19 protein-coding genes are annotated in these 21,744 nt (G+C 67.8%); 7 read left to right on the top strand and 12 right to left on the bottom strand.

Translation table 11 applies throughout. The features are described 5' to 3' along the window. The first annotated feature begins 2 nt into the window (after positions 1-2). A complete protein-coding gene (locus ACFK0J_RS39645) occupies positions 3-1,631 on the top strand; it encodes a TerD family protein (protein ID WP_378735022.1) in 1,629 nt (542 codons plus the stop codon). Here the strand turns inward: ACFK0J_RS39645 and ACFK0J_RS39640 are convergent. The 3 genes from ACFK0J_RS39640 to ACFK0J_RS39630 form a co-directional block, all read right to left on the bottom strand. Continuing rightward, positions 1,613-3,328 (bottom strand): glycosyltransferase family 87 protein, encoded by a 1,716-nt coding sequence (locus ACFK0J_RS39640; protein ID WP_378743338.1) that lies wholly within the window; start codon positions 3,326-3,328, stop codon positions 1,613-1,615. The genes ACFK0J_RS39645 and ACFK0J_RS39640 overlap by 19 nt on opposite strands. A 132-nt stretch (positions 3,329-3,460) precedes the next feature. Continuing rightward, complete coding sequence (locus ACFK0J_RS39635; RefSeq protein ID WP_378743336.1) at positions 3,461-5,638, bottom strand: transglycosylase domain-containing protein; 2,178 nt, start codon at positions 5,636-5,638, stop codon at positions 3,461-3,463. Positions 5,639-6,311: 673 nt separating this feature from the next. Next, complete coding sequence (locus ACFK0J_RS39630; RefSeq protein WP_378735020.1) at positions 6,312-6,731, bottom strand: DUF5318 domain-containing protein; 420 nt, start codon at positions 6,729-6,731, stop codon at positions 6,312-6,314. A 170-nt stretch (positions 6,732-6,901) separates the two neighbouring features. Here ACFK0J_RS39630 and ACFK0J_RS39625 point away from each other — a divergent pair, with 170 nt between their 5' ends. Both ACFK0J_RS39625 and ACFK0J_RS39620 read left to right on the top strand, forming a co-directional pair. Further along, entirely contained in the window at positions 6,902-7,459 is a 558-nt protein-coding gene (locus tag ACFK0J_RS39625; protein WP_014989047.1) for a PadR family transcriptional regulator, read from the top strand. Next, the gene (locus ACFK0J_RS39620) at positions 7,452-8,549 is read left to right on the top strand and encodes an inositol-3-phosphate synthase (protein WP_218472362.1); all 1,098 of its coding nucleotides are present in this window, start codon (positions 7,452-7,454) and stop codon (positions 8,547-8,549) included. Before ACFK0J_RS39625 ends, ACFK0J_RS39620 begins: the two co-directional genes overlap by 8 nt. 227 nt (positions 8,550-8,776) lie before the next feature. On the opposite strand, the gene ACFK0J_RS39615 is transcribed toward ACFK0J_RS39620, so the two are convergent. From ACFK0J_RS39615 to ACFK0J_RS39590, 6 genes are all read right to left on the bottom strand, one after another. After that, complete coding sequence (locus ACFK0J_RS39615; RefSeq protein ID WP_218472361.1) at positions 8,777-9,202, bottom strand: GyrI-like domain-containing protein; 426 nt, start codon at positions 9,200-9,202, stop codon at positions 8,777-8,779. Positions 9,203-9,212: 10 nt separating this feature from the next. Then, a complete protein-coding gene (locus tag ACFK0J_RS39610; protein WP_218472360.1) occupies positions 9,213-9,671 on the bottom strand; it encodes a GyrI-like domain-containing protein in 459 nt (152 codons plus the stop codon). Between the two features lie 188 nt (positions 9,672-9,859). Then, positions 9,860-12,166, bottom strand: a complete 2,307-nt coding sequence (locus ACFK0J_RS39605; RefSeq protein ID WP_378735017.1) for a transglycosylase domain-containing protein — start codon at positions 12,164-12,166, stop codon at positions 9,860-9,862. A 204-nt stretch (positions 12,167-12,370) separates the two neighbouring features. Then, on the bottom strand, positions 12,371-13,249 hold the full coding sequence (locus tag ACFK0J_RS39600; RefSeq protein WP_378735016.1) for a carbohydrate ABC transporter permease: 879 nt from the start codon (positions 13,247-13,249) through the stop codon (positions 12,371-12,373). Beyond that, positions 13,249-14,181, bottom strand: coding sequence for a carbohydrate ABC transporter permease (locus ACFK0J_RS39595; protein WP_246634852.1), 933 nt, complete (start codon positions 14,179-14,181; stop codon positions 13,249-13,251). Before ACFK0J_RS39595 ends, ACFK0J_RS39600 begins: the two co-directional genes overlap by 1 nt. 137 nt (positions 14,182-14,318) lie before the next feature. After that, positions 14,319-15,620, bottom strand: coding sequence for an ABC transporter substrate-binding protein (locus ACFK0J_RS39590; RefSeq protein WP_378735014.1), 1,302 nt, complete (start codon positions 15,618-15,620; stop codon positions 14,319-14,321). A 121-nt stretch (positions 15,621-15,741) separates the two neighbouring features. Here ACFK0J_RS39590 and ACFK0J_RS39585 point away from each other — a divergent pair, with 121 nt between their 5' ends. Next, positions 15,742-16,608 (top strand): DUF2786 domain-containing protein, encoded by an 867-nt coding sequence (locus tag ACFK0J_RS39585; protein ID WP_378735012.1) that lies wholly within the window; start codon positions 15,742-15,744, stop codon positions 16,606-16,608. Between the two features lie 34 nt (positions 16,609-16,642). Beyond that, positions 16,643-17,161: a TIGR04338 family metallohydrolase gene (locus ACFK0J_RS39580; RefSeq protein WP_378735010.1), complete on the top strand. Its 519-nt coding sequence runs from the start codon at positions 16,643-16,645 to the stop codon at positions 17,159-17,161. Here the strand turns inward: ACFK0J_RS39580 and ACFK0J_RS39575 are convergent, their stop codons facing one another. Then, positions 17,162-18,139, bottom strand: coding sequence for an o-succinylbenzoate synthase (locus ACFK0J_RS39575; RefSeq protein ID WP_378735008.1), 978 nt, complete (start codon positions 18,137-18,139; stop codon positions 17,162-17,164). It abuts the gene before it with no gap. A gap of 127 nt (positions 18,140-18,266) precedes the next feature. Between ACFK0J_RS39575 and ACFK0J_RS39570 the strand changes: the two genes are divergently transcribed. Then, complete coding sequence (locus ACFK0J_RS39570; protein ID WP_378735006.1) at positions 18,267-18,575, top strand: hypothetical protein; 309 nt, start codon at positions 18,267-18,269, stop codon at positions 18,573-18,575. A gap of 40 nt (positions 18,576-18,615) precedes the next feature. Here ACFK0J_RS39570 and ACFK0J_RS39565 read toward each other — a convergent pair whose 3' ends face one another. Then, complete coding sequence (locus ACFK0J_RS39565) at positions 18,616-19,785, bottom strand: thiolase family protein (protein ID WP_378735005.1); 1,170 nt, start codon at positions 19,783-19,785, stop codon at positions 18,616-18,618. A 99-nt stretch (positions 19,786-19,884) separates the two neighbouring features. On the opposite strand from ACFK0J_RS39565, the gene ACFK0J_RS39560 reads away from it, so the two are divergent. After that, positions 19,885-20,409 (top strand): winged helix-turn-helix transcriptional regulator, encoded by a 525-nt coding sequence (locus ACFK0J_RS39560; protein WP_378735003.1) that lies wholly within the window; start codon positions 19,885-19,887, stop codon positions 20,407-20,409. A gap of 74 nt (positions 20,410-20,483) precedes the next feature. Here the strand turns inward: ACFK0J_RS39560 and ACFK0J_RS39555 are convergent, their stop codons facing one another. Beyond that, positions 20,484-21,566: an ABC transporter ATP-binding protein gene (locus tag ACFK0J_RS39555; protein ID WP_378743333.1), complete on the bottom strand. Its 1,083-nt coding sequence runs from the start codon at positions 21,564-21,566 to the stop codon at positions 20,484-20,486. Between the last annotated feature and the right edge of the window lie 178 nt (positions 21,567-21,744).

Here is a 21,744-nt window from a genome sequence, read left to right as displayed (position 1 = left end):
ACGTGATTCAACTGAAGGCCGGTCAGAACATGCCACTGACCGGTGATGTCGTTCGATTCAGTGCGAAAGCAGAAGGTGCGCTGGACGTTTCGGCGCTGGTGGTGGCGGAGAACCTGAAGGTGTTCGCCGCCGAGGATTTCGTGTTCTACAACCAGCCGACCGCGGCGGGGGTGCGGCTGGACGCGGATGAGGTGATCGTCACCCTCGCCGAAGTACGCGGCGACGCCAAGGCGGTGCTGCTGGTGGTCAGCGCCGATCCGGCCGTCCCGGGGCGGCCGGGCGGGCTCGGGACGGTGACGTCGACCCTATCCGAAAATGGTTCGGTGGCAGCCGAATTCGTGGTCACGCCGTCGGCCGGAGAGGCGGCGCTCATCTGCCTCGAGGTGTACCGCCGCGGCACCGATTGGCGGCTGCGTGCCGTCGGCCAGGGCTACTCCGGTGGCCTCGGGGTACTGCTGACGGCGCACGGCGTCGAGGTCGAGGACGATCCGGCGGACCCGTCGGCGCCGACGGGTTCGGCGGCCCAGACCGGCGATGTGCCGCACCCGAGCGTGCCGCAACAGGCGGGTCCCGGCGTGCACACCATGGCCGGTCCGATGGCGAGTGACGCCCGCTCGGCCACGGCGTCGCCGCTGGAAGTCGGGCATGGGCTGGAACGCCTGTGGATGATCTTCGAGGATGCCGCCCGTTCGGCCGCCGCACTGGTCTCCGCCCGCGACTACGCGGCCAAGCGGCTCGATCACGAGTTGTCCGTCGCCGTCTCGGATCCCGCGACCAGGAACACCCCGGCCGCCGACGCGGCGCGCCGGGCGGCCCAGCAGCGCAACGACGAATTGATCGCGACCGCGGAGAGCAACCACCAACGCGACAGTGCGCAGCTGGTGCGCGAGCTCGCCGACGCCGACCTGATGCTGCCGCCCGCGCTGGCGTCCTGGGACTCGCCGGCCTGGGACAAGCCGACCACACCGAGCGACGGCATTCGGCTCGGCGAGCTGTACGCACTCGATCGCGGATCGCTGCGCGTGCCGTATTGCGTTCCGGTGCCGTTGAATCGGCCGCTGTGGATCGACACCGAGTCCTCCCGCGCGGTCGCGCCGGTGGTGGGTGCGCTGCTCGCGCGGCTGCTCACCGCCGCACCCGGTCGGCGCACCTTGGTCGACATCATCGATCTGACCGGCGCTTTCAGCGGTTTCACCGGGCTGCTCGCCCCGGTGCTGAACGGACCGCCGATCACCGACCACAGCGAGATCTCGGAGCGGCTGGAAGCTTTGGTGCAGGCCGCCGAGCTGGCCGAGCTGGCGGTAGCCAGCGGCATGGGCAGCCCGCCGAGCGAACACCGGATTCTGGTCGCGGCCGACTTCCCGCACGGCTACCAGAGCTCCGACGCGCAGCGGATCGGCTCGCTGATCATGCGGGGCGAGCTGATCGGGCTCTCGACGGTGATCGTCGGCAGCGACGAATCCGACGCGAGCGATACCACCGTCGCGATGCTGTCGCAGTCCTGCAGGCACCTGCCGACGGTGGACGGGACACCGCTGTTCGACCCGTGGACCGGCAGCCCCTGGCAGCTGGATCTGGACGTGCTGCCCCAGGAACCGGCGCAGCTGGCGCGCTACCTGCGCACCCACTGAGCCGAGCCGCCGGCCTGCGAGCGCCACTCGCGGGTCGGCGCGACCCGGGGCCGCAGCATCTCGGGCAGCCACGGCAGCAATGGATCCGGGGCCCGGTCGACGATGCCGCCGATCGGGTCGTCGACGTAGTCGCGGCGCACCAGGTCCTCGTCGGGCCGGTAGATCTGCCGAACGATCAAGGCGCACAGGGCGAGTACCGCGATGTCGCGGACCACCACGGTGCCGGTGAACCATTGCTCGGGCAGGCCCTTCTTGTCCAGGCCGAGGTAGTAGAACATCCGTGGCGCCCAGACCAGCGCGTCGATCGTCATCCAGGCCAACAGGATTCGCCGGTGCGGCAGCGCGAGCACGGCCACCGGAACAAGCCACAGCGAATACTGCGGGCTCCACACCTTGTTCGTCAGCAGGAACGCGGCGATCACCAGGAAGCACAGCTGGGCGAGCCGGGGCCGTTGCGGCGCGGTGAGCCCGATGTAGCCGATCACCGCGCACGCGGCGATGAACGCGAACAGCGACACCGCGTTCAGGATCACCGGCTGCTGGGCGTGGCTGAGCACCCCGTCGAAGCCGGGCCAGCCGGTGAACGAGGTGATCACGTTGTACAGCGAGTCCGGGTCGGCGTGCCGAGTGGTGTTGAGCCGGAAGAACTCCCGCCAGCCGTCCGGATACAGCGCGGCGATGGGCAGGTTCACCGCGACCCAGGTGCCGAGTGCGGCGGCCACCGTGACGCCCGCGGCGCCGAGCGGCCGGGCGCTGAGCAGATGGACGCGGTAGGGGGTTTCGCGCACCCAGTCCCGCGCGGCCGACCAGCTGTTGACATCGCGCAGGCGTAGCCCGAGCTGGGTGCTCGGCATCCGCTGCATCGGGTCGGCGCGCAGGCAGAGCACCACGATCGGGCCGAGCAGCAACAGCGGATACAACTTGGCGGCGCCGCCGAGGCCGAGCAGCAGACCCGCGAGCGCCGGGCGTCGGCGCGCCCACGCGAGCAGGCCGGTCGCTGCCAAAGCCGTTGCCAGCGCGTCGAAGTTGGTGAACACATGCACGATCACCAGCGGTGAGCAGGCGACCAGCGCCGCGTCCCAGACCCGGCGGCCGGCCAGCTGCGCGGTGGCCCACACGGTGACCAGCCAGCCGAGTGCGAGGCCGAACGCGACGACGTTGAAGTAGATCACCACCTGCAGCGCACCGGGCAGTGGCGCGGCGTCCCAGGCTTTGGCGATCCGCATCGAAATGTACTGGTACAGGCCGGACAGCACCGGATACTCCATGTACCTGGTTTCCTGGCCACCGTCCGGCGTCTGCTCGATCCAGGCCTTCTTGTACGGGAAGGCGCCCTCGTTCAACCGTTCCGCCCCGTAGAGCGGCACCGTGTCCGAGTAGCACATCGCCACGTACTGGCGGCCGTTGTTCCAGTCCAGCGTGAGCGAGCCGTCCCCGGCGGGAGTCTGCTGAATGCAACCGGCCTTGCCGAACCAGCCGAACGCGAGAAACACGACCGTGAAGGCCATCAGCACCCGCATCGGCGTCCAGAACCGGGCCCGCCCGATCAGCGCGTGTTCGCCGACCGGCCCGCCGATCACCGTCGACAGCTGTGCCGTCAGCGAATCGTTGCGGCTGGGCCGATCCCGCGCATCGGCCGACCGCAGATCCGGCGCGAGCGGGCCGGGCGCCACGTAATGCGCGGCGCCGGAGGGCAGCTCGCTGCCCTGCGGCGCGCTCCCGTTCGTCCGCTGATCCACCAGCTGCTGATCAGTCACGGCCCCCGAGGCTACCCGGCGAGTACCTTCGGGCACGCTTCGCACCTGTCCCCCTGGTCAGTTCGAGCAGACCTATCTGCTGCGGGTGGTGGGCGGAGCTCCGGTGGAATCGTCCTGCCCCGGGTTCCCGTTGGTACCGGGCCGGGGCGAACCGGTCGCGCTCGGCGAGCCGTCCCTCGGTGCTACCGGCTGGCCCGGCAGCGGGCCCGGATCGTCCTCGCGCTGCTGCTGCTGTGGACGTTGCTGGGGTTGCTGTTGTTGTTGCTGCTGAGCTCCCGGGATCGGGATCGGACCGAACGGGGTGTCGATCGTGGGCGGGATGTAGATCGGCGGCAGGATCGACGGCGCCTCGGTGGTCGGCGGCGGCGTGTACTCCGCGGACCACTCCGGCACACCGGCCTGCCCCTTGATCGGCGCGGGCTTCGGGAAGGTCTCGATCTTGGTGCCCTGCAGCGCACCGTCCATGGTGGCCTTCCAGATGTCGGACGGCAGACCGGAACCGTAGATCATCGCCCCGCCGTAGTTGCGCAGCGGCGAGTTGTCGGTGCTGCCCACCCACACGGCGGTCGACAGCGACGGGGTGTAGCCGACCATCCAGGCGTCCTTGTTGTCGCCGCTGTCACCGAGCTGGGCCGTGCCGGTCTTGGCCGCCGACTCACGGCCACCCGCCAGGTTGTGGTTGCGCGAATACGCCGCGATGGGTTTCATGGCCGCTGTCACGTTGTCCGCCACCGCCGCCGAAACGCGCTGCTCGCCCGCCACCTCGCCGCGATCGAGCAGGACCTGGCCGTCGGCGGTCGTCACCTTCTGCACGAAGTGCGGTGCGTGATAGACGCCGGAGGCGGCCAATGTCGCGTAGGCGGAAGCCATGTCGAGCGGCCGTGCCTCGTACTGGCCCAGCACGATGCCGTTGTTCGGGCCGGAGCCGTCCTTCTCGGTGAGGGTCTTGCCGATGCCGGGGATGGTGTCCGGGATGCCGAGCTTGTGGGCCATGTCGGCGATCTTCTGCGGACCGTTGCCCATGTCGATCTGCATCCGGTAGAAGCTGGTGTTCAGCGAGCGCTTCAACGCCTCCGCGATGGTGCACTTGCCGCAGCTTTCACCTTCGACGTTGGTGATCTTGATGCCGTTGACGGTGAGCGGCGAGCTGTCGTACATCTGCGACAGCGGTATGCCTTGCTCGAGATTCGCCGCGAGACCGAACACCTTGAACGAGGACCCCGGCTGCAGACCGGCGTTCGCGTAGTCCCACCCGCGGCCGTCGTCACCGCCGTAATAGGCGCGCACCGCACCGGAGCGTGGGTCCACCGAAACGACGGCGGTACGCAGTTGTTCGGGCTCGCCCTGCATCTTCTTCTGCGCCGCGTCGACGGCCGCCTGCTGCGCCTTCGGGTCGATGGTCGTGGTGATCGACAGACCAGCGGTGTTGAGCTGCTGTTCGCTGATGCCCGCGGCGGTGAGCTCCCTGAGCACCTGCGCTTTGATCAGGCCTTCCGGGCCGGTGTCCAGACTCTTGTCGTTGGTCGTGGAGACCGGGACCACCTGCGGATACTGCAGGCCCTGCCGTTCGGCCGCGGGCAGGTTGCCGCCGGAGACCATGCCGTCGAGCACATAGTTCCAGCGCGTCTTCGCGCCCTCGGGATTCTTCTCCGGATCCAGGCCGGACGGCTGCTGGATGGTGGCCGCGAGCACCGCGCCCTCGGCCGGAGTCAGTTCGCTGACGGGCTTGCCGAAGTAAGCCTTCGCCGCCGCGTCGATGCCGTAGGCGCCGCGGCCGAAGTAGATGGTGTTCAGGTACGCGGCGAGGATCTCGTCCTTGCTCCACTGCCGCGCCATCTTGGCCGAGATGACCAGCTCGCGCGTCTTGCGGGTGAGCGAGCGTTCGTTGGTGAGCAGTGCGTTCTTCACGTACTGCTGGGTGATCGTCGACCCACCGCCCGCGCTTTCCTTGCCGAGCACGTTGTCGCGTGCGGCACGCGCGAAGCCCGAGATCGAGAAGCCGGGGTTGGAATAGAAGTCCCGGTCCTCGGCAGCGATCACCGCGTTGCGGACATGCGCCGGGATCTGGTCGATGGTGACGTCGGTCCGGTTTCCTTCCTCCGGAACGACTTTGCTGATCACCGTCTCGCCGTCGGCAGCGAAGATGTTCGCGACCTGATTGGTTTTGAGGTCACTGGGCTGGGGTACCGATACGGTCGTGTAGGCGAGGAGGAAGACACCGCTGGGGATCAGGATGGCCATCGCCATCATCACGTAGATGACACGGCGCACGATCCGCCACGGCGACTTCTTCTTCGCTCCTGGCCTGCGGCCACCCGGTCCGCCGGAGCCGTCACCACCGCTGCCGCCGTTGCGGCGCGGCGGCGGTCCGGACGGCGGGCCGCCCGCGGTCTGCCGGCGTTCGCCGGTGCCGTGGCCCGGGTCGCCGACCCGGCGGGCCCGTTCGGCGGTCGGTCGTGGTCCGGTGGGTGGCCCACCACGCCTGGTCCGGTCGGCCACCGCCGCGGTCAGCGAGTTGGGTCGTTCGATCTTCTGGGTCGCTTGGGGGCCGTTGGGCACGCCGGGGACGGGCGGACGTCCCTGCGGCGGCCGCTGCGGTGGCGGCGGTCCCGGTCGGCGCGGCGGCTGCGGACCGCGGAGCTCACCCGGGTAGGGAGCGGGGCGCTGCGCGGGCGGCGGGCCCGGCCGGGCTCCGGGCGGCGGCGGACCGGGGCGTGGATTCTGATACGGATTGGGACCTGGATGTGAACTCCGTGGTGGACGGCCGCCGTGCGGATCATCGCCGTAGGGGGAAGTCTCGTAGGGCGAATTCACTGACAAGATCTCCATAACTCGTAACGTTGCTGGTGGCTCGGGGCGGTCGCGACCGCGGCGGACCCGTGCTGGCTCCGCGAGTCACCCGACGGGCAGATGACCAGGCACTTCATTCGGCTGCGGTGCGCCGGTTGGTTCGGGTTCCAGCGCGGCGGCGCGGCGGCGCGGGCGTGGTACCGAGCACATAGGACTGCACCAGATGATTCCAGCTGCAGGTCCGGCATACCTCGACGACGTGCACCGAGAACTCCTCGCGGGTCTCGGCGAGGCGCGTCAGCTCCTCTGGTGTGCGAGCCGATCCCGCCACCGGTCCGAGGCCGTCGCCGTAGACCCAAGATACAAGCGTGAGCTGTTCTTTCCGGCAGATCGGGCATGTGACCTCGCTCCCCCGACCGTGGAACTTCGCCGCACGCAGCAGGTAGGGATTCGCATCACAGACCTCGGCGACATCGACACGGCCCGCGTACACGTCAGCCAGCAACGACCGACGCCGGAGGGCGTAGTCGACCACTTGCCGCTGGATTCGCACGAGAACCAGAGTAGCGGTGTTGCCGAGGGGCCGCCCTGGCTCAGGGGTATGGGATGGCCGGTAGATCGCGGGTTATATCGACCAGGACTGTGCACGGTTATATCGCTCCGATATAGTTTGGAATCGCATCCATCGGTTAGGTCTGTACAGAGTCAGGGAGGTGAAGCCCGGTGCTCGAGCTGGCAATCCTCGGGCTGCTCCTCGAATCGCCCATGCACGGCTACGAGCTGCGCAAGCGGCTGACCGGCCTGCTCGGCGCGTTTCGGGCCTTCTCCTACGGGTCGCTCTATCCGACACTGCGCCGCATGCAGTCGGACGGATTGATCGCGGAGGAGATCCCGGCGGGCGTGGTCGCCCGTCGTGCGCGCCGGGTCTACCAACTGACTCCGGCGGGCCGGGAGCGGTTCAGCGAACTACTCGCCGACACCGGACCGCAGAACTACACCGACGACGGCTTCGGCGTTCACCTCGCCTTCTTCAGCCGCACCCCCGCGGAAGCGCGGATGCGGATTCTGGAGGGCAGGCGGCGTCAGGTCGAGGAGCGCCGAGAAGGACTCCGGGAGGCGATCAAGCGGGCCAGTGGGTCGCTCGATCGCTACACCCGGCAGCTCCACCAGCTCGGACTCGAATCAAGCGAGCGCGAAGTGCGCTGGCTCAACGAGTTGATTGCGGCGGAGCAATCGACGAAGGCGGCACCACAGAAAGAGGGAAATATCGGCCATGAGTGATGACAAGAAGGCTGACAACGCCACAGAAGTTCGCGTCGCCATCGTAGGTGTGGGCAACTGCGCTTCCTCGCTGGTCCAGGGTGTGCAGTACTACAAGGACGCGGATGAGACCGCGACCGTGCCCGGCCTCATGCACGTCAAATTCGGCAAGTACCACGTCCGCGACGTGAAGTTCGTCGCAGCGTTCGATGTCGATGCGAAAAAGGTCGGCTTCGATCTCGCCGAAGCGATCTTCGCCAGCGAGAACAACACCATCAAGATCTCCGACGTGCCGCCGAGCGACGTTGTCGTGCAGCGCGGTCCGACCCTCGACGGGATCGGCAAGTACTACGCCGAGACGATCGACCTGTCCGAGGCCGAGCCGGTCGACGTGGTCAAGGTGCTGAAGGACAACAAGGTCGACGTCCTCGTCTCCTACCTGCCGGTGGGTTCGGAAGAGGCCGACAAGTTCTACGCCCAGTGCGCCATCGACGCGAACGTCGCCTTCGTCAACGCGCTGCCGGTGTTCATCGCCTCCGACCCGGTGTGGGCCGAGAAGTTCACCAAGGCAGGCGTTCCCATCGTCGGTGACGACATCAAGAGCCAGGTCGGCGCGACCATCACGCACCGCGTCATGGCCAAGCTGTTCGAGGACCGCGGCGTGCAGCTGGACCGCACCATGCAGCTGAACGTCGGCGGCAACATGGACTTCAAGAACATGCTGGAGCGCGACCGCCTGGAGTCCAAGAAGATCTCCAAGACCCAGGCCGTCACCAGCAACCTGAAGAAGGAAATGGGCGCCAAGGACGTGCACATCGGCCCGTCCGACCACGTCGGCTGGCTGGACGACCGCAAGTGGGCCTACGTCCGGCTCGAGGGCCGCGCCTTCGGTGACGTGCCACTGAGCCTGGAGTACAAGCTCGAGGTGTGGGACTCGCCGAACTCGGCGGGCATCATCATCGACGCGGTCCGCGCGGCGAAGATCGCCAAGGACCGCGGCATCGGCGGACCGGTCATCCCGGCCTCGGCCTACCTGATGAAGTCCCCGCCCAAGCAGCTCGCCGACGACGTCGCCCGCGAGCAGTTGGAAGCATTCATCATCGAAGCCTGAGATATTGGCCGCGCGGGCGCGGCGGGTTCGTGGCCCCCGGGTGTCTCGCGTCCGAGCGGACGAGACTCGCGCCTGCGGCGCATGCGCTTCGTCCACTCGGACGCGAGACGGGCCACGAACGCGCTCGTAAGACTCGCGCTGTGCGGGGCTGGGTAAAGCGCGAAGGTGATAGCTGAGGGGCCGCCCCGGAGTTGATACTTCGGGGCGGCTTGCTGTTCGGGGGATGCTCAGTCCAGCGAGACGTACACCTCTACCGAGGTCGGGCCGGTGTAGCGCTCGATCTCCGCGGTGTGCGAGCGGGTGATGGTTCCCGCGCTTTCGGCCTTGCGGACCTGGGCCCATGCGGTGCGCAGCAGGTCGTATGGCTTGTCGGAGACGACGAACTTGGCGTAGCGGCCCTGGGGGACGCGGGTGAGGACGTCGCCGGAGTCCATCTCGTCCATCGATGCGACCTCGTAGCCGAGCACGGCGACGGCGTGGTCGTTCTGACCGATGTAGGCGGCCACGCGTGGCACGCTCTTTTCGCGTGCCAGGTAGCGGTCCCAGGTGAAGTTCACCAGGTCGAGGTCGCGCGCGGTCACCTCGCGTCCGGCTAGCGGGACGGTCAGTCCGGCGACCAGGCTCTCGTCCAACGTGACAATCTCGAAGTCCACAGTCTTGTTCCTACCCGTCGACTTGGTCGTCTGCCAGCGCAACGAAGACTTCGACCGTGCGCGCGTCGGGATAATGCTCCCAATCGCCGGTGTAAGCGCGCACGAACCGGCCCGCGGCCTCGGCGTCCCACACCGAACGCCAGATGTAGACGATGGTGTCGCCGAGGTTGTCGCCGCTGGCGGTGAATCGGGCGAACCGGCCCGCGGGCACCCTGGCCAGCACGTCACCGGGTAATAGGTCGTCGAGACTGCGGCAGCGGTAGCCGACGATGTGGGTCAGGTACGAATTGATTTCCGGCGCGTGGTCGACGTACGCGGTCGTCGGCGGCCCGGGCAGCTGGCGAGCCAGGTTGCGCTTCCACGCCTCTTCGACTTTCGCGCGGCGCGGTCCCTCGACCGCGAGCGCCGGGCTGCGAAGTACTGTTCCCGCCACCAGCGTCTCGGGTTGGTCAACGACATTGAAATCCACCGGCGTAGCCCCTATGTCTCGTCTGTCTCCAATTGGCGGCGTCGTCGCTCGAGCGCATATCCTTCCGCATCGATCCCGCGGCATCAGCGTCGGCCTTGTCCGACACACTCGCTGTTCGCTCTCACTCTGGCAAACGATGCTGCCATGCCAACCGTTCCCCTGGGTGCGGGAAGGTCACAGCATGATCGCTATCCCGGCACCGGAATGCTCAGACCGGGAAATATCTCCACTTCCTTGGGTGCTTGCGGGGCAGGCGGGATGATCACGACCGGCTCCCGCGGCGGGCCCTGCGGCGGATTGAGGATGTCGTAGCTGCCGCCCGAGGGTTTGCTCGTCGACGGTGGTACGGCTCCGGCCCCGTCCGCGGCCGGGAACTGTTCGATCGGGGTGCCGGCGAGGGCCTCGTCCATCACCTGCTTCCAGATGTCGGCGGGCAGGCCGGACCCGTAGATATCGGCGCCGCGGGCGGTGCGGATCGGCTGCGATTGTTCGGTGCCGATCCAGACGGCCGTGGACAGCGACGGGGTGAAGCCGATCATCCACGCGTCCTTGTTGAGCTTGGACTCGCCGAGCTGAGTGGTGCCGGTCTTCGCGGCGGACGGCCGGCCACCGGCCAGGGCGTGCCCATTGGAGTACGCGGCGATCGGCGTCATCGCCTGCGTGGTGTTCTCGGCGATCGTCCGCGGAATGCGCTGCTGTCCGTCCGGCAGCTGCTTGCCGACCCGCTGCTCCGGGGCGCCGCGGTCCAGCAGTACCCGGCCATCGCCGGTCACCACCCGTTGTACGAAATACGGCTGGTGATAGATGCCGGACGCACCGATCGTCCCGTACGCGGACGCCATGTCGATGGGCCGAACGAGGTACTGACCGAGCACGATTCCGTTCAACGGCCGCCCGCCGTCCTCGGTGAGCGTCTTACCGGGGACCCCGGCGATCTCCTCCGGAATGCCCGCCGCGTGCGCCGCGTCGGCAATGGCTTTCGGCCCGTCGAACATCGACATGGTCAGCCGGTAGAAGCTGGTGTTCAGCGAGCGCTTCAGTGCCTCGGCCATGCTGCACCGGCCGCACGATTCGCCGTCCACGTTGGTGATCTTGGTGCCCCGATCGGTGACCGGCGAACTGTCCAGCATGCGGTGCAGCGGAATGCTCTGCTGCTGCGCCGCGACCGCCGCGAACGGCTTGAACGCCGACCCGGTCTGCAACGGCGCCTGGGCGTAGTCGTAGCCGATGCCGTCGAAGCCGCCGAAGTAGGCGCGCACCGCGCCGGAGCGCGGGTCGATCGACACCACCGCGGCGCGCAGTTCGGGCGGCTGCCCGGCGAGCCGATCCTGCACCGCACCGAGCGCGGCCTGCTGCGCCTTCGCATCGATGGTGGTGGTGATCTGCAGTGCACCGGTGTTCAGTTCGTGCTCGCTGATCCCGGAGGAGCGCAACTCGCGCACCACCTGGGCGCGAATCAAGCCCTCGGGGCCGCGGGCCACGTTGTCGTCGGGAATCTCGCTGAGCGGGATGATTTGCGGAAAGACCGTGGCGTCCCGGTCACCCGGTGCGAGGACGCCCATCTCGACCATGCCGTCCAGCACGTACTTCCACCGCGCCGTCAGATCGGGCAGGTGCGTTTCCGGGTCGAGGATCGACGGTGTGCGCACCAGCGCGGCGAGCACCGCGCCCTCGGCCAGGGTCAGCTGGTTCACCGGCTTGTTGAAGTAGGCCTTGGTCGCCGCGGCGATGCCGTAGGCGCCGCGCCCGTAGTAGATGGTGTTGAGGTAGGCGGCGAGGATGTCGTCCTTGCTCCACTGCCGTGCCATCTTGGCCGCGATGATCAGCTCGCGCATCTTCCTGGTCACCGTGCGCTCGGAGCCGAGGAAAGCATTCTTCACATACTGCTGGGTGATGGTGGAGCCGCCACCCGCGTCCTCGCGGCCGAGCAGGTTGTCGCGGGCGGCGCGCAGGAAGCCGGAGGTGGAGTAGCCGGGGTTGCGGTAGAAGTCGCGGTCCTCGGCGGAGAGCATCGCGTCGCGTACCGGCTGCGGCACCTCGGCCAACGGGATCGGGGTCCGATTGCCGTTCGGCGGCACGACTTTGGCGATCACCGTGTTGCTGTCGGCGGCCAGGATGGTGGCGATCTGGTTGGTCTGTACCGACGACGGATCCGGGATCTCGGCGCTCCAATAGACGAGCACGGACAGCAGCGCGGGCACCGCACCGAAGATGATGAACAAGGCGAACAGCAGCCGACGGAAGCGTTCCCCCCGCGTGCGCGGCGGCCGATTCGGGTCGGGCGCGGGTTTCGGGCGCGGTGTCTTGGGCGTCTTCGCCGCGCGGGGCGGTCGTTTGCCGCGGGCGGGAGTGGTGGCCACCTCGTTGAAGCCTGCGATCGAGGTGTAGGGCGCGGGCTCAGGCGCCCTTTCAGCGCCGCGCCGCCGCTTGCGAAACGAGCTCACGACTCGCCCACACTGACGCTGGGCTCCGTCGTGCGCGAGGGCGCACCGCATCCTCGGTTCACTCGCTGGCGCTCGCTCACGATCATCTCCTCCCGGAGCGTCGGCCGAAACTCACCTGCACGAACAACGATCGGAAATGGGCCCCACAGGCACGACATTACCCGCGCTCTGGGTGAGCCGCGATGCTATCACCGGGCCACCGGGGTGCGCCGCGATTGACGGCTTTCGCCGGAAAACCCGCCCTGAGCGGGAGTTCTAGCTCTTGACACCACCCGCGGTGAGACCGGAGATGATGCGGCGCTGGAACAGCAGCACCATGATGACCAGCGGGATCGACACCATGACACCCGCCGCCATGATCGCGGCGTACGGCTCGACCAGCGGGTTGTTGCCGGAGAACCGGGCGACCGCGACGGTCACCGGCTCGGTGGCGCCGCTGGAAAGCAGTCGGGCCAACAGGTATTCGTTGACCGCGGCGATGAACGCCAGGATCGCGGTGGTGAACACCGCCGGCGCCGCCAGCGGCAGCATCACCAGCCGGAATGCCTGCAATTTGGTGGCGCCGTCGATCCGTGCGGCCTCTTCGAGTTCCCACGGCAGTTCGGCGAAGAACGAGGCGAGAATGTAGACGGTCATCGGCAGCACGAACGAGATGTTCGGGATGATCATCGCCTGGTACTTGCCGATCCAGCCGAGATTGGTGAACAGCTGGAACAGCGGGGTTACCAGCACGACCACCGGGAACATCGACGCGCTCAGGATCAGCCCCGACACCAGGTACTTGCCGCGGAAGGTGAGCCGCGCCAGCGCGTACGCGCCGAGCACGCCGAGCACCAGCGCGATCAGGGTGGTGACCGAGCCGATGATCACGCTGTTGGCCAGCGCCTTGCCGAAGTTGTTGCCGCGGCTGGTGTCGAAGGCGTTGCGGAAGTTCTCCAGCGTGAGGTGCGTCGGCCACGGCGGGCCGCCGAAGGTGTAGTCGGGATCGCGGAACGCGGTGACGGCCATCCAGTAGAACGGCCCGAGTCCCCAGATCAGCACGATCGCCACGCCCACGTACAGCCGCACCGAACGAAGCCGCTGGGTCCACGGAACCGATTGCCGGGCAGGCTTTTCAGCAGTCCGAACCGACATCAGTGCGCCTCCCGCTGTTCTTCCTGGGTCCGCACGGCATTGGCGCCGAGCACCTTCACCAGCACGAAGGCCACGGCGAAGATCATCAGGAAGGTGATTGTCGACAGTGCCGCCGCGCTGTTGGGGCCCTGCCGAACCTGATCGACCACCAGGATCGACACCACCCGGGTGGACGGGTTGTTCAGTGTCATGATCGCGGGCAGGTCGTACATGCGCAGCGCGTCCATGGTCCGGAACAGCACCGCGACCAGCAGGGCGGGCTTCAGCAGCGGCAGCGTGATCTGAGTGAACCGCTGCCAGGCCGAGGCGCCGTCGACCTTGGCGGCCTCGTACACGTCGGCCGGGATCACCTGCAATCCCGCCAGCAGCAGCAAGGCCATGAACGGCGTGGTCTTCCAGACGTCGGCGACGATCACCGCGAACCGCGCGGGCCATGCGTCGGAGGTCCACAGGATGTGCGTGCCGAGCACCCGGTTCACCACGCCGTCGTACTGGAACATGAACTCCCACAACCGTGCTGTGACCGCGGTCGGGATCGCCCACGGAATCAGCACCGCGGCGCGCAGCAGCGCACGTCCCTTGAAGGTCTTGCCCATCACCATGGCGAAGCCGAGGCCGAGGGTGGCCTCCAGCGTCACGGTGACCACGGTGAAGAACAGCGTGACGCCGATGGCCAGCCAGAACTGCGACCCGAGGTTGCCGGTCGGGCAGGACACCGTCTCGCCCGCGGCCTGGCACTGCTGGAAAAGCCAGTGCGTGTAGTTCGAGAAGCCCGCGCTGCCGCCCTCGACGAACATGCCCGTCACCGGGTCGAGGCCGGAATCCTTCTGGAAGGACATATACAACGCGCGGACAACCGGGTAGCCGATGACCACGGCCAGCGCGAGCAGTACCGGCGCTACGAACAGCCAGGCTTTGCCGGAGCGGCGCATTTCCAGTGCCAGGGTTTCGCCGAAGCCACGCTTGCGTGGCAAGAACTCGTCATTCGGCACAGTGCTGGCCGCTCCCGAGGGATCCGACACCGTTTCTCTCTCCTACGGGTCTCGTCGGGTCCGTTGCGCTATCCGCTCTACGATCCCGCGGTCTCGATGCCCTTCTGCATGCCGATGATCGCATCGTCGACGGACTTGGTCTGCTTCAGCGCAGCATAAGCGTTGTCCTGGATGGCCTTCGACACCGCCGGGTAGAACGGCGTGACCGGGCGCGGCACCGCGCTGGCGATGGAATCCTTGAGCGCGGGCAGGTACGGCATCTTCGCGATCAGCGCAGGGTCGTCGTACATCGAGGCGCGCACCGAGGGCAGCGCGCCCGAGGCGATGATGTGCTGGGCGTCCTCGCTGATCAGGAAGCGCAGGAAGTCGAGCGCGGTGGCCTTGTTCTTGGAGAACGCGCTGATCGCGGCGTTGTAGCCGCCGAGGGTCGACGCGCCGACACCGTTCTCACCGGGCAGCGGGGCGACGCCGAACTTGTCCTTCACCGAGGAGGCCTCGCCGCCGACATCACCGTAGGTGGACGGCCAGGAGCGCAGGAACATCAACTTGCCTTGCGCGAAGGCGTTGCTGCTCTCCGGCTCCTTGAAGGTAATCGCTTCCGGCGGGATGTCGCCGTTCTTGTACGCGTCGACCAGGACCTTCAGCCCGGCCCGGGACTGTGGGCTGTTCACCGTCGGCGTCTTGCCGTCGGCGCCGACGAAGCTGCCGCCGTAGGCGTTGATCACTTCGGCGGTGTTCACCGTCAGGCCCTCGTAGGGCGCGAACTGTCCGGCGTAGCACCCGATGTTCTGTTCCTTGGCGATCGGGCACTGGTCGAGCAGTTCGGTCCAGGTCTTCGGCGGGGTGGGCACCAGGTCCTTGCGGTAGAACAGCAAGCCGCCGTTGGTGTTTCGGGGCGCCGCGTACAACGTGTTGTTGTAGGTCGCGCTGGCGACCGGCGGCGAGAGCAGCGCGGAGGTGTCGATGGCGAAGGAATCCTTCAGCGGCTGCAGCCAGCCCTTCGCGGCGAACTCGGCGGTCCACGGCACATCGAGCGCGACGACGTCGTAGTTGGACTGCTTGGACCGCATGTGCTCGACCAGGTCGTCGTACTGCTGCGAGGCGTCGTTCGACTGTTCCTTGAACGTCACCTGCTCGTCCGGGTGCGCGGCGTTCCAGCGCTCGATGAGCTGCTTGACCGCGCCGGTCTCGGTGGTGTCCTTGCCCTCGACATAGGTGATCGGGCCGCGACCGGTGAGGTTCTGACTCGTCGGACTTCCGCCGCTGTCACTGGAGCAGGCGCTGGTGAACGTCGCCGTCAGCAGCGCGACCGACACGGCCGCGACCGCGGCCTTCGGTACGAGCGACGTACGTAGGGACGACACCTTTTTCACAGCCATCGTGGACACTCCAGATCAATCGTGAGCAGTAGCACACCCTGCCGGTTGCACAACGCAAGATACATGGTGTGGGAGTGACTCGCGGGATTGTGGCCGGAAGTGCTAGCTAGTCTTGCGTGTGATGACTTCGCCGAACCCGGTTCCCGAGCGGATGCTGACACGCATCGGTGGACTGCTGCGCCAGGCCGAATCCACCGATAACGAACATGAGGCGGAGGCTTTTCTCGCCGCGGCGCAGCGGCTCGCGACCCGCTCGTCCATCGATCTGACGGTGGCGCGCGCCCACATCGCGGGACGTGAGCGCAGGCCGACGCCGATTCAGCGGATCATTCCGATCGGCGAGCCGGGCAAGCGTGGGCTGCGCACCTATGTCCAGTTGTTCGTCGCGATCGCGGCGGCCAACGATGTGCGCTGCGATGTCGCTCGGACATCGACACAGGTGTACGCCTACGGTTTCGATTCCGATATTGATACGTGCGAGGCGTTGTACGCGAGTCTGCTCGTGCAGATGGTGCGCGCGTCGGATCAATACATCAAGTCGGGGCAGTACCGTTCGGCCACGGTGGAGAAGGTGGTCATCGAGAAGCGCTGGGGGCGCAAGGTGCAACGCCGGGTGCAGGCGCCGGTCGCGGGCGTGACGGCGCGGCTGAACTTTCAGATGGCGTTCGCCGCGCGGATCGGCCAGCGGCTGGCCGCGGTGAAGGCGGAGGTCGAGGCCGAGGCGGTGCCCGCGGACAGCACGGCGGCAGGCACCGCGCTCGCGTTGCGCAACAAGGAGATCGAGCTCACCGACTTCTACACCAGCACCTCCGAAGCGCGCGGAACCTGGCGCGGGCCACAAGCCTCCGCCGGACACTCGGCGGCGGCGCGGCGGGCCGGTGATCGGGCGGGTAGGGCCGCCCGGCTGGGCACCTCGCCCGAACTCGGTGCGCCCCGTGGGCAATTGACGACGCGGAAGCCGCGCGGTTCGAACAACGGATCAGCGTGAGTCGTTCGGGTCGCGTATCTGCGCGGGTAGGACGATGCTCGTGAGCGTGCGGGATTCACAGCGCGCCAAGGTGTATGACGCGGAGCAGTTGGTGCGCGGCATGTTCGATCGCGCGGACGAACACGGCGGTCGCACCGTCGAGCTGTACGGGTCACATCTCACCCTGCCGATCGAACGGCGGTTCGCCTCGGTCGATTCCGTGCAGGCCTACACCGACAAGGTCCTCGCCCTCAATTGGGTTCGGGCCCAATGGGATCGCGCGGGCACGCCGGTCCGGGTCCGGTCCCGGGCCGGAACTACCGCCGCCCACTACGAGGCCGAGGACGCCGTCCTCGCGGTGCCCCTGTACACCGGCGGCACCGCGTGGGCCCTGCGGGAATTGGTGGTCCTGCACGAACTGGCGCACCATCTGGAGGCCTCGCCCGGCTCGGTCGCCCCGCACGGCCCCGAATTCTGCACCCGCTACCTCGAATTGGTCGACGGAATCATCGGACCGGAGGCGGCGCTGGTGCTACGCGCGACGATGCTCGGCTGTGGTGTGCGCCTGGGGTAGTCAGGCCGGTGACTCGACCAGCGGTAGTACCCGGTCGAGCCGGTCCCGCCACCACGCGACCCGGTCCGGGTCACGCTGCCGGTACTGCTCGAGCAGTGCGGGATCGGGCTGCGGCGGAGTCCTCGGCACCGGGAGGTAGCCGTCGACGGTGCGCAGCGAATCCGCCACCACATCGCCGGTGAGCAGCGACAATGTGCCGAGCCCGCAGGCGAAGTCGAGTTCGGGGAGGGCGCCCGCGAGGGCGAGTTGGGCGGCGAGACCGACGCTGGTTTCCAAGCCCGAGGAGACCACGCAGGGGAGACCGGCAGCCTCGGCGACTCGCAGGGCGCGGCGGACTCCGCCCAGCGGCGTGCATTTCAGGACCGCGATGTCGGCGGCGCCCGCGACGGCGACCCGCAGCGGATCCTCGGCCCGGCGAATGGATTCGTCGGCGGCGATGCGGACGTCCACGCGGCGGCGGACCGCGGCCAGTTCCTCGATGGTCCGGCAGGGCTGTTCGACGTATTCCACACCGCCTGCGGCCTTGTCGATGCGGGCGATATGGGCGACCGCGGTGTCGACATCCCAGACAGCGTTCGCGTCCACCCGGACGGCGCCGCTCGGACCGAGCGCGGCCCGCACCGCCTCGACCCGGGCCAGGTCCTCGGCGAGCGAATCGGGATGGTCGGCGACCTTCACCTTCGCGGTGCCGCAGCCGGATCCCGCGACGATCGCGTGCGCCCGCTCCGGGTCGACCGCGGGCACCGTGCAGTTGATCGGAATCCGGTCGCGCACCGGTTCCGGCCACCCCACCGTCACCTGTTCGAGCGCGGTGGCCAGCCAGCCCGCCGCCTCTCGGTCGTCGTACTCGGTGAACGGACAGAAGTCGCCCCACCCGAGCGTACCTCGGATCAGCATCCCCTCGCGCACGGTGATGCCCCGGAACCTGGTGCGCATCGGGATCGCGTAGACGATGCTGTCAGCAGCGTGATCGGTCATCGCGGCCCAGCTTAACGACCCTGTGCGCGGTTCGTCGCCACGTTTGTCGGCGGGGCGGTGCCTGCCTCGGAGGTCTACCCCGGCCGTGAGCCTGACGGTCGATGATCCTTGCGTCATCCTTGGGGGTATGGCGTGGGACCAGTTGCCGAACCTCGCACGTGCGGTGCTGGGTTCGTTGATCGCGATCGTATTCGCCTGGTTTGCCGCGTCTTTCGTGACGCTCTACGAGCTGGTGGCGCGAGCGCGGCACCTGGCGGTGGCCCAAACCCTCGCCTGGACCGGCATCGCGGCGTCGCTGATCTGGGCGGTCGTGCTGATGGTGGGAAAGCTGCGCAACCGAACACCGATCGCCTGGACGCCGCTGATCGCGGTGCCGCTGATCATCGAATCGTGGCTGGTCGGCTTTCTGATCGCGCTGGTGCTCGCGTCGATCTGACGCGGTACCCACCCCTCAGCGGGTACCGCGCCGGGACGTGTCAGACGCGTTCGAGAATCATCGCGTTCGACAAACCGCCTGCCTCGCACATGGTTTGCAGGCCGTAGCGTGCGCCGCGATCCTGCATCGCGTGCACCAGCGTGGTGGCCAGCCGGGCACCGGAGGCGCCCAGCGGGTGCCCGAGGGCGATCGCGCCGCCGTTGACGTTCACCTTGGCCAGGTCGGCGCCGGTGTCCTGCGCCCAGGCGAGCACCACCGGGGAGAACGCCTCGTTGATCTCCACCAGATCGATGTCGGACAGCTGAAGTCCGGCACGCTGCAACACCTTCCGGGTCGCCGGGATCACCGCGGTGAGCATCAGCAGCGGATCGTCGGCCGCGACGGCGAAGCTGTGCAGCCGGGCCAGCGGCTTCAGGCCGAGCTGCTGCGCGCGTTCGCTGGTCATGATCAGCACCGCCGCGCTGCCGTCACTGACCTGGCTCGCGGTCGCCGCGGTGATCTGCCAGCCGATCTGCGGGAAGCGGGCGGCCATGGCCTCGTCGTAGTAGGCGGGGCGCAGCTCGGCGAGGGTGTCGAGGGTGCTACCGACCCGGATTCCTTCGTCAGTGGTCAGCCCGTTGATCGGTGCGAGCTCGTTGGCGAACAAGCCGTTTTTCGTTGCCAGCGCGGCCTTTTCGTGGCTGCCGAGGGCGAACTCGTCCAGTTGCGTGCGGGCCAATCCCCACTCGGCGGCGATCAACTCGGCGCTGATCCCTTGCGGCACCAGGCCTTCCGGGTAGCGCTCGGCGAAGCCGACGCCGGAGAAGTCTTCGGAGCCGATCAGGTTGGCGCCCATGGGGATCCGCCCCATCGATTCGACACCGGCGGCTACGACGATGTCGTAGGCCCCGGAGATCACGCCCTGGGCGGCGAAGTGGATCGCCTGCTGGCTGCTGCCGCACTGCCGATCCACCGTGGTCGCGGGCACGGATTCGGGGTAACCGGCCGCGAGTGCCGCCCGCCGCGTCATATTGGCGCCCTGCTCGCCGACCTGGGTGACGATGCCACCGATCACGTCGTCGATCAGCGCGGGGTCGATGCCGCTGCGCCGCACCACCTCGCTCAGGCTGTGCGCGAGCAGGTCCACCGCATTGACGTCGTGCAGTGCGCCGTTCGGCTTGCCCTTGCCGATCGGGGTGCGTACCGCCTCGACAATCACCGCGTCTCTCATGGTGCTTCCCTTCGGACCGAGAGCCCGGCGGCCTTGCCTGGCTCTATCAACACATAGTCAGGTTACACCTGGCGATAGTTGAGGCAAGCTAGCTCGGCTATGATGTGCGTCATGGCAGCAGTGATGGAAGGGCCGTTGGCCGATCTGAGCTCGTGGCAGCCCGTGGATTGCTCGATCGCCAAGGCGCTCGAGCTCGTGGGTACCCGGTCGGCGATCCTCATCCTGCGCGAGGCGTACTACGGCACCACCCGGTTCGACGGCTTCGCGCAGCGGGTCGGCATCACCGACGCGGCCGCGGCCACCCAGCTCCGCAAACTCACCGAAGCGGGTCTGCTCGCCAAACAGCCCTACCAAGAAGAGGGCAAACGCACCCGCCACGAATACGTCCTGACCCCCATGGGCCGCGACCTGCTTCCCGCCGTCCTCGCCCTCATGCAGTGGGGCGACACCTACCTCCAGCCGGGCCCCGCCCCCCTGCTCCTGGTCGAAGAGTCCACCGGCGCCCCCGTCCGCGTCCAGGTCCGCAGCGAGTCGGGCCGCGAGATCACCCTCGAAGAACTAGGTGTCCGCCTCAACGACGAATACCTCGACGCCATCCGCGCCCGCAAAGCCGCCAAGCGCTGAACCGCGCACTTGCCCGATGTGGCGCACAGCAATTGGCTGTGCGCCACATCGAAAGGTTTGTGGTCGAACGGCTTTCAGTTCAGGCGGCGGCCGTCCTCGGCGGAGAAGAAGTAGGTGTGGGTGGGGTCGGTGGAGAGGCGGACTCGGGTGCCTTTGGCGGGCGGGTTGCGCCAATCCGCGCGGGCCACAATGGTTTCGCCGACGGCGTTGCCTTCGGAGGTGGTGCGGCCGTAGATGTAGGCGTCGGAGCCGAGTTCCTCGACCACGTCGACTTCCATTTCGATGCCGGAGGTCGCGCCGTCGAGCTCGAAGTGCTCGGGTCGGATGCCGACCGATACCGAGCCCTCGGCGGCGTCGATGACCGAGCGCGGCAGCGGCAGTTCGTGGCCGCCGAGCGAGACGGTGCCGTTGGATACCGGGAGCGTGAAGAGGTTCATCGCGGGCGAGCCCATGAATCCGGCGACGAACACGTTGACCGGATCCTGGTACAGGTCGCGCGGCGTCGCACACTGCTGCAGCAGACCGTCCTTCAGCACCGCGACGCGGTCGCCCATGGTCATCGCCTCGACCTGATCGTGTGTGACGTACACGGTGGTGGTGCCGAGCCTGCGCTGCAGCTGCGCGATCTGGGTGCGGGTCTGCACCCGCAGCTTCGCGTCCAGGTTGGACAGCGGCTCGTCCATCAGGAACACCTGCGGCTGGCGCACGATCGCCCGGCCCATCGCGACGCGCTGACGCTGACCGCCGGACAGTGCCTTCGGCTTGCGATCCAGGTACGGCTCCAGGTCGAGCAGCTTCGCCGCCTCCTGCACCCGCTTCTGCGTCTCCGCCTTGGCGACCTTGGCCAGTTTCAGCGCGAAGCCCATGTTCTCGGCGACGGTCATGTGCGGGTAGAGCGCGTAGTTCTGGAACACCATCGCGATATCGCGTTCCTTGGGCTCGGCGTGCGTCACGTCTTTCGCGCCGATCAGGATCCGCCCGTCGCTGACGTCCTCGAGGCCGGCCAGCATGCGCAGCGAGGTGGACTTTCCGCAGCCGGAGGGGCCGACCAGAACGAGGAATTCGCCGTCTTGGATCTCCAGATTCAACTGGTCGACAGCGGGTTTGGTCGATCCGGCGTAGAGCCGGGTAGCGCGGTCGAAGGTCACCGTGGCCATGACAAAATCACATCCCATCACCGGCAGGAACGTGCCGGACGATCCGAGTAAGGGTTGACCGGCGACATTACTATGTCTGCTCGATTCCCGCTCGAAATGCTCGAGTTCGCGCGCAAGATGGTCGTGCGCGGGCGGCGTTGGGCTTCCTCGACCGACCAACCCGATCGGACGGCCCAGG

Origin of the sequence: Nocardia brasiliensis (assembly GCF_042691675.1) — a bacterium.
Taxonomy (GTDB): domain Bacteria; phylum Actinomycetota; class Actinomycetes; order Mycobacteriales; family Mycobacteriaceae; genus Nocardia; species Nocardia brasiliensis_D.
Note: the sequence above shows the minus strand (reverse complement) of the source record. Positions and strands in the feature narration are given on the sequence as shown.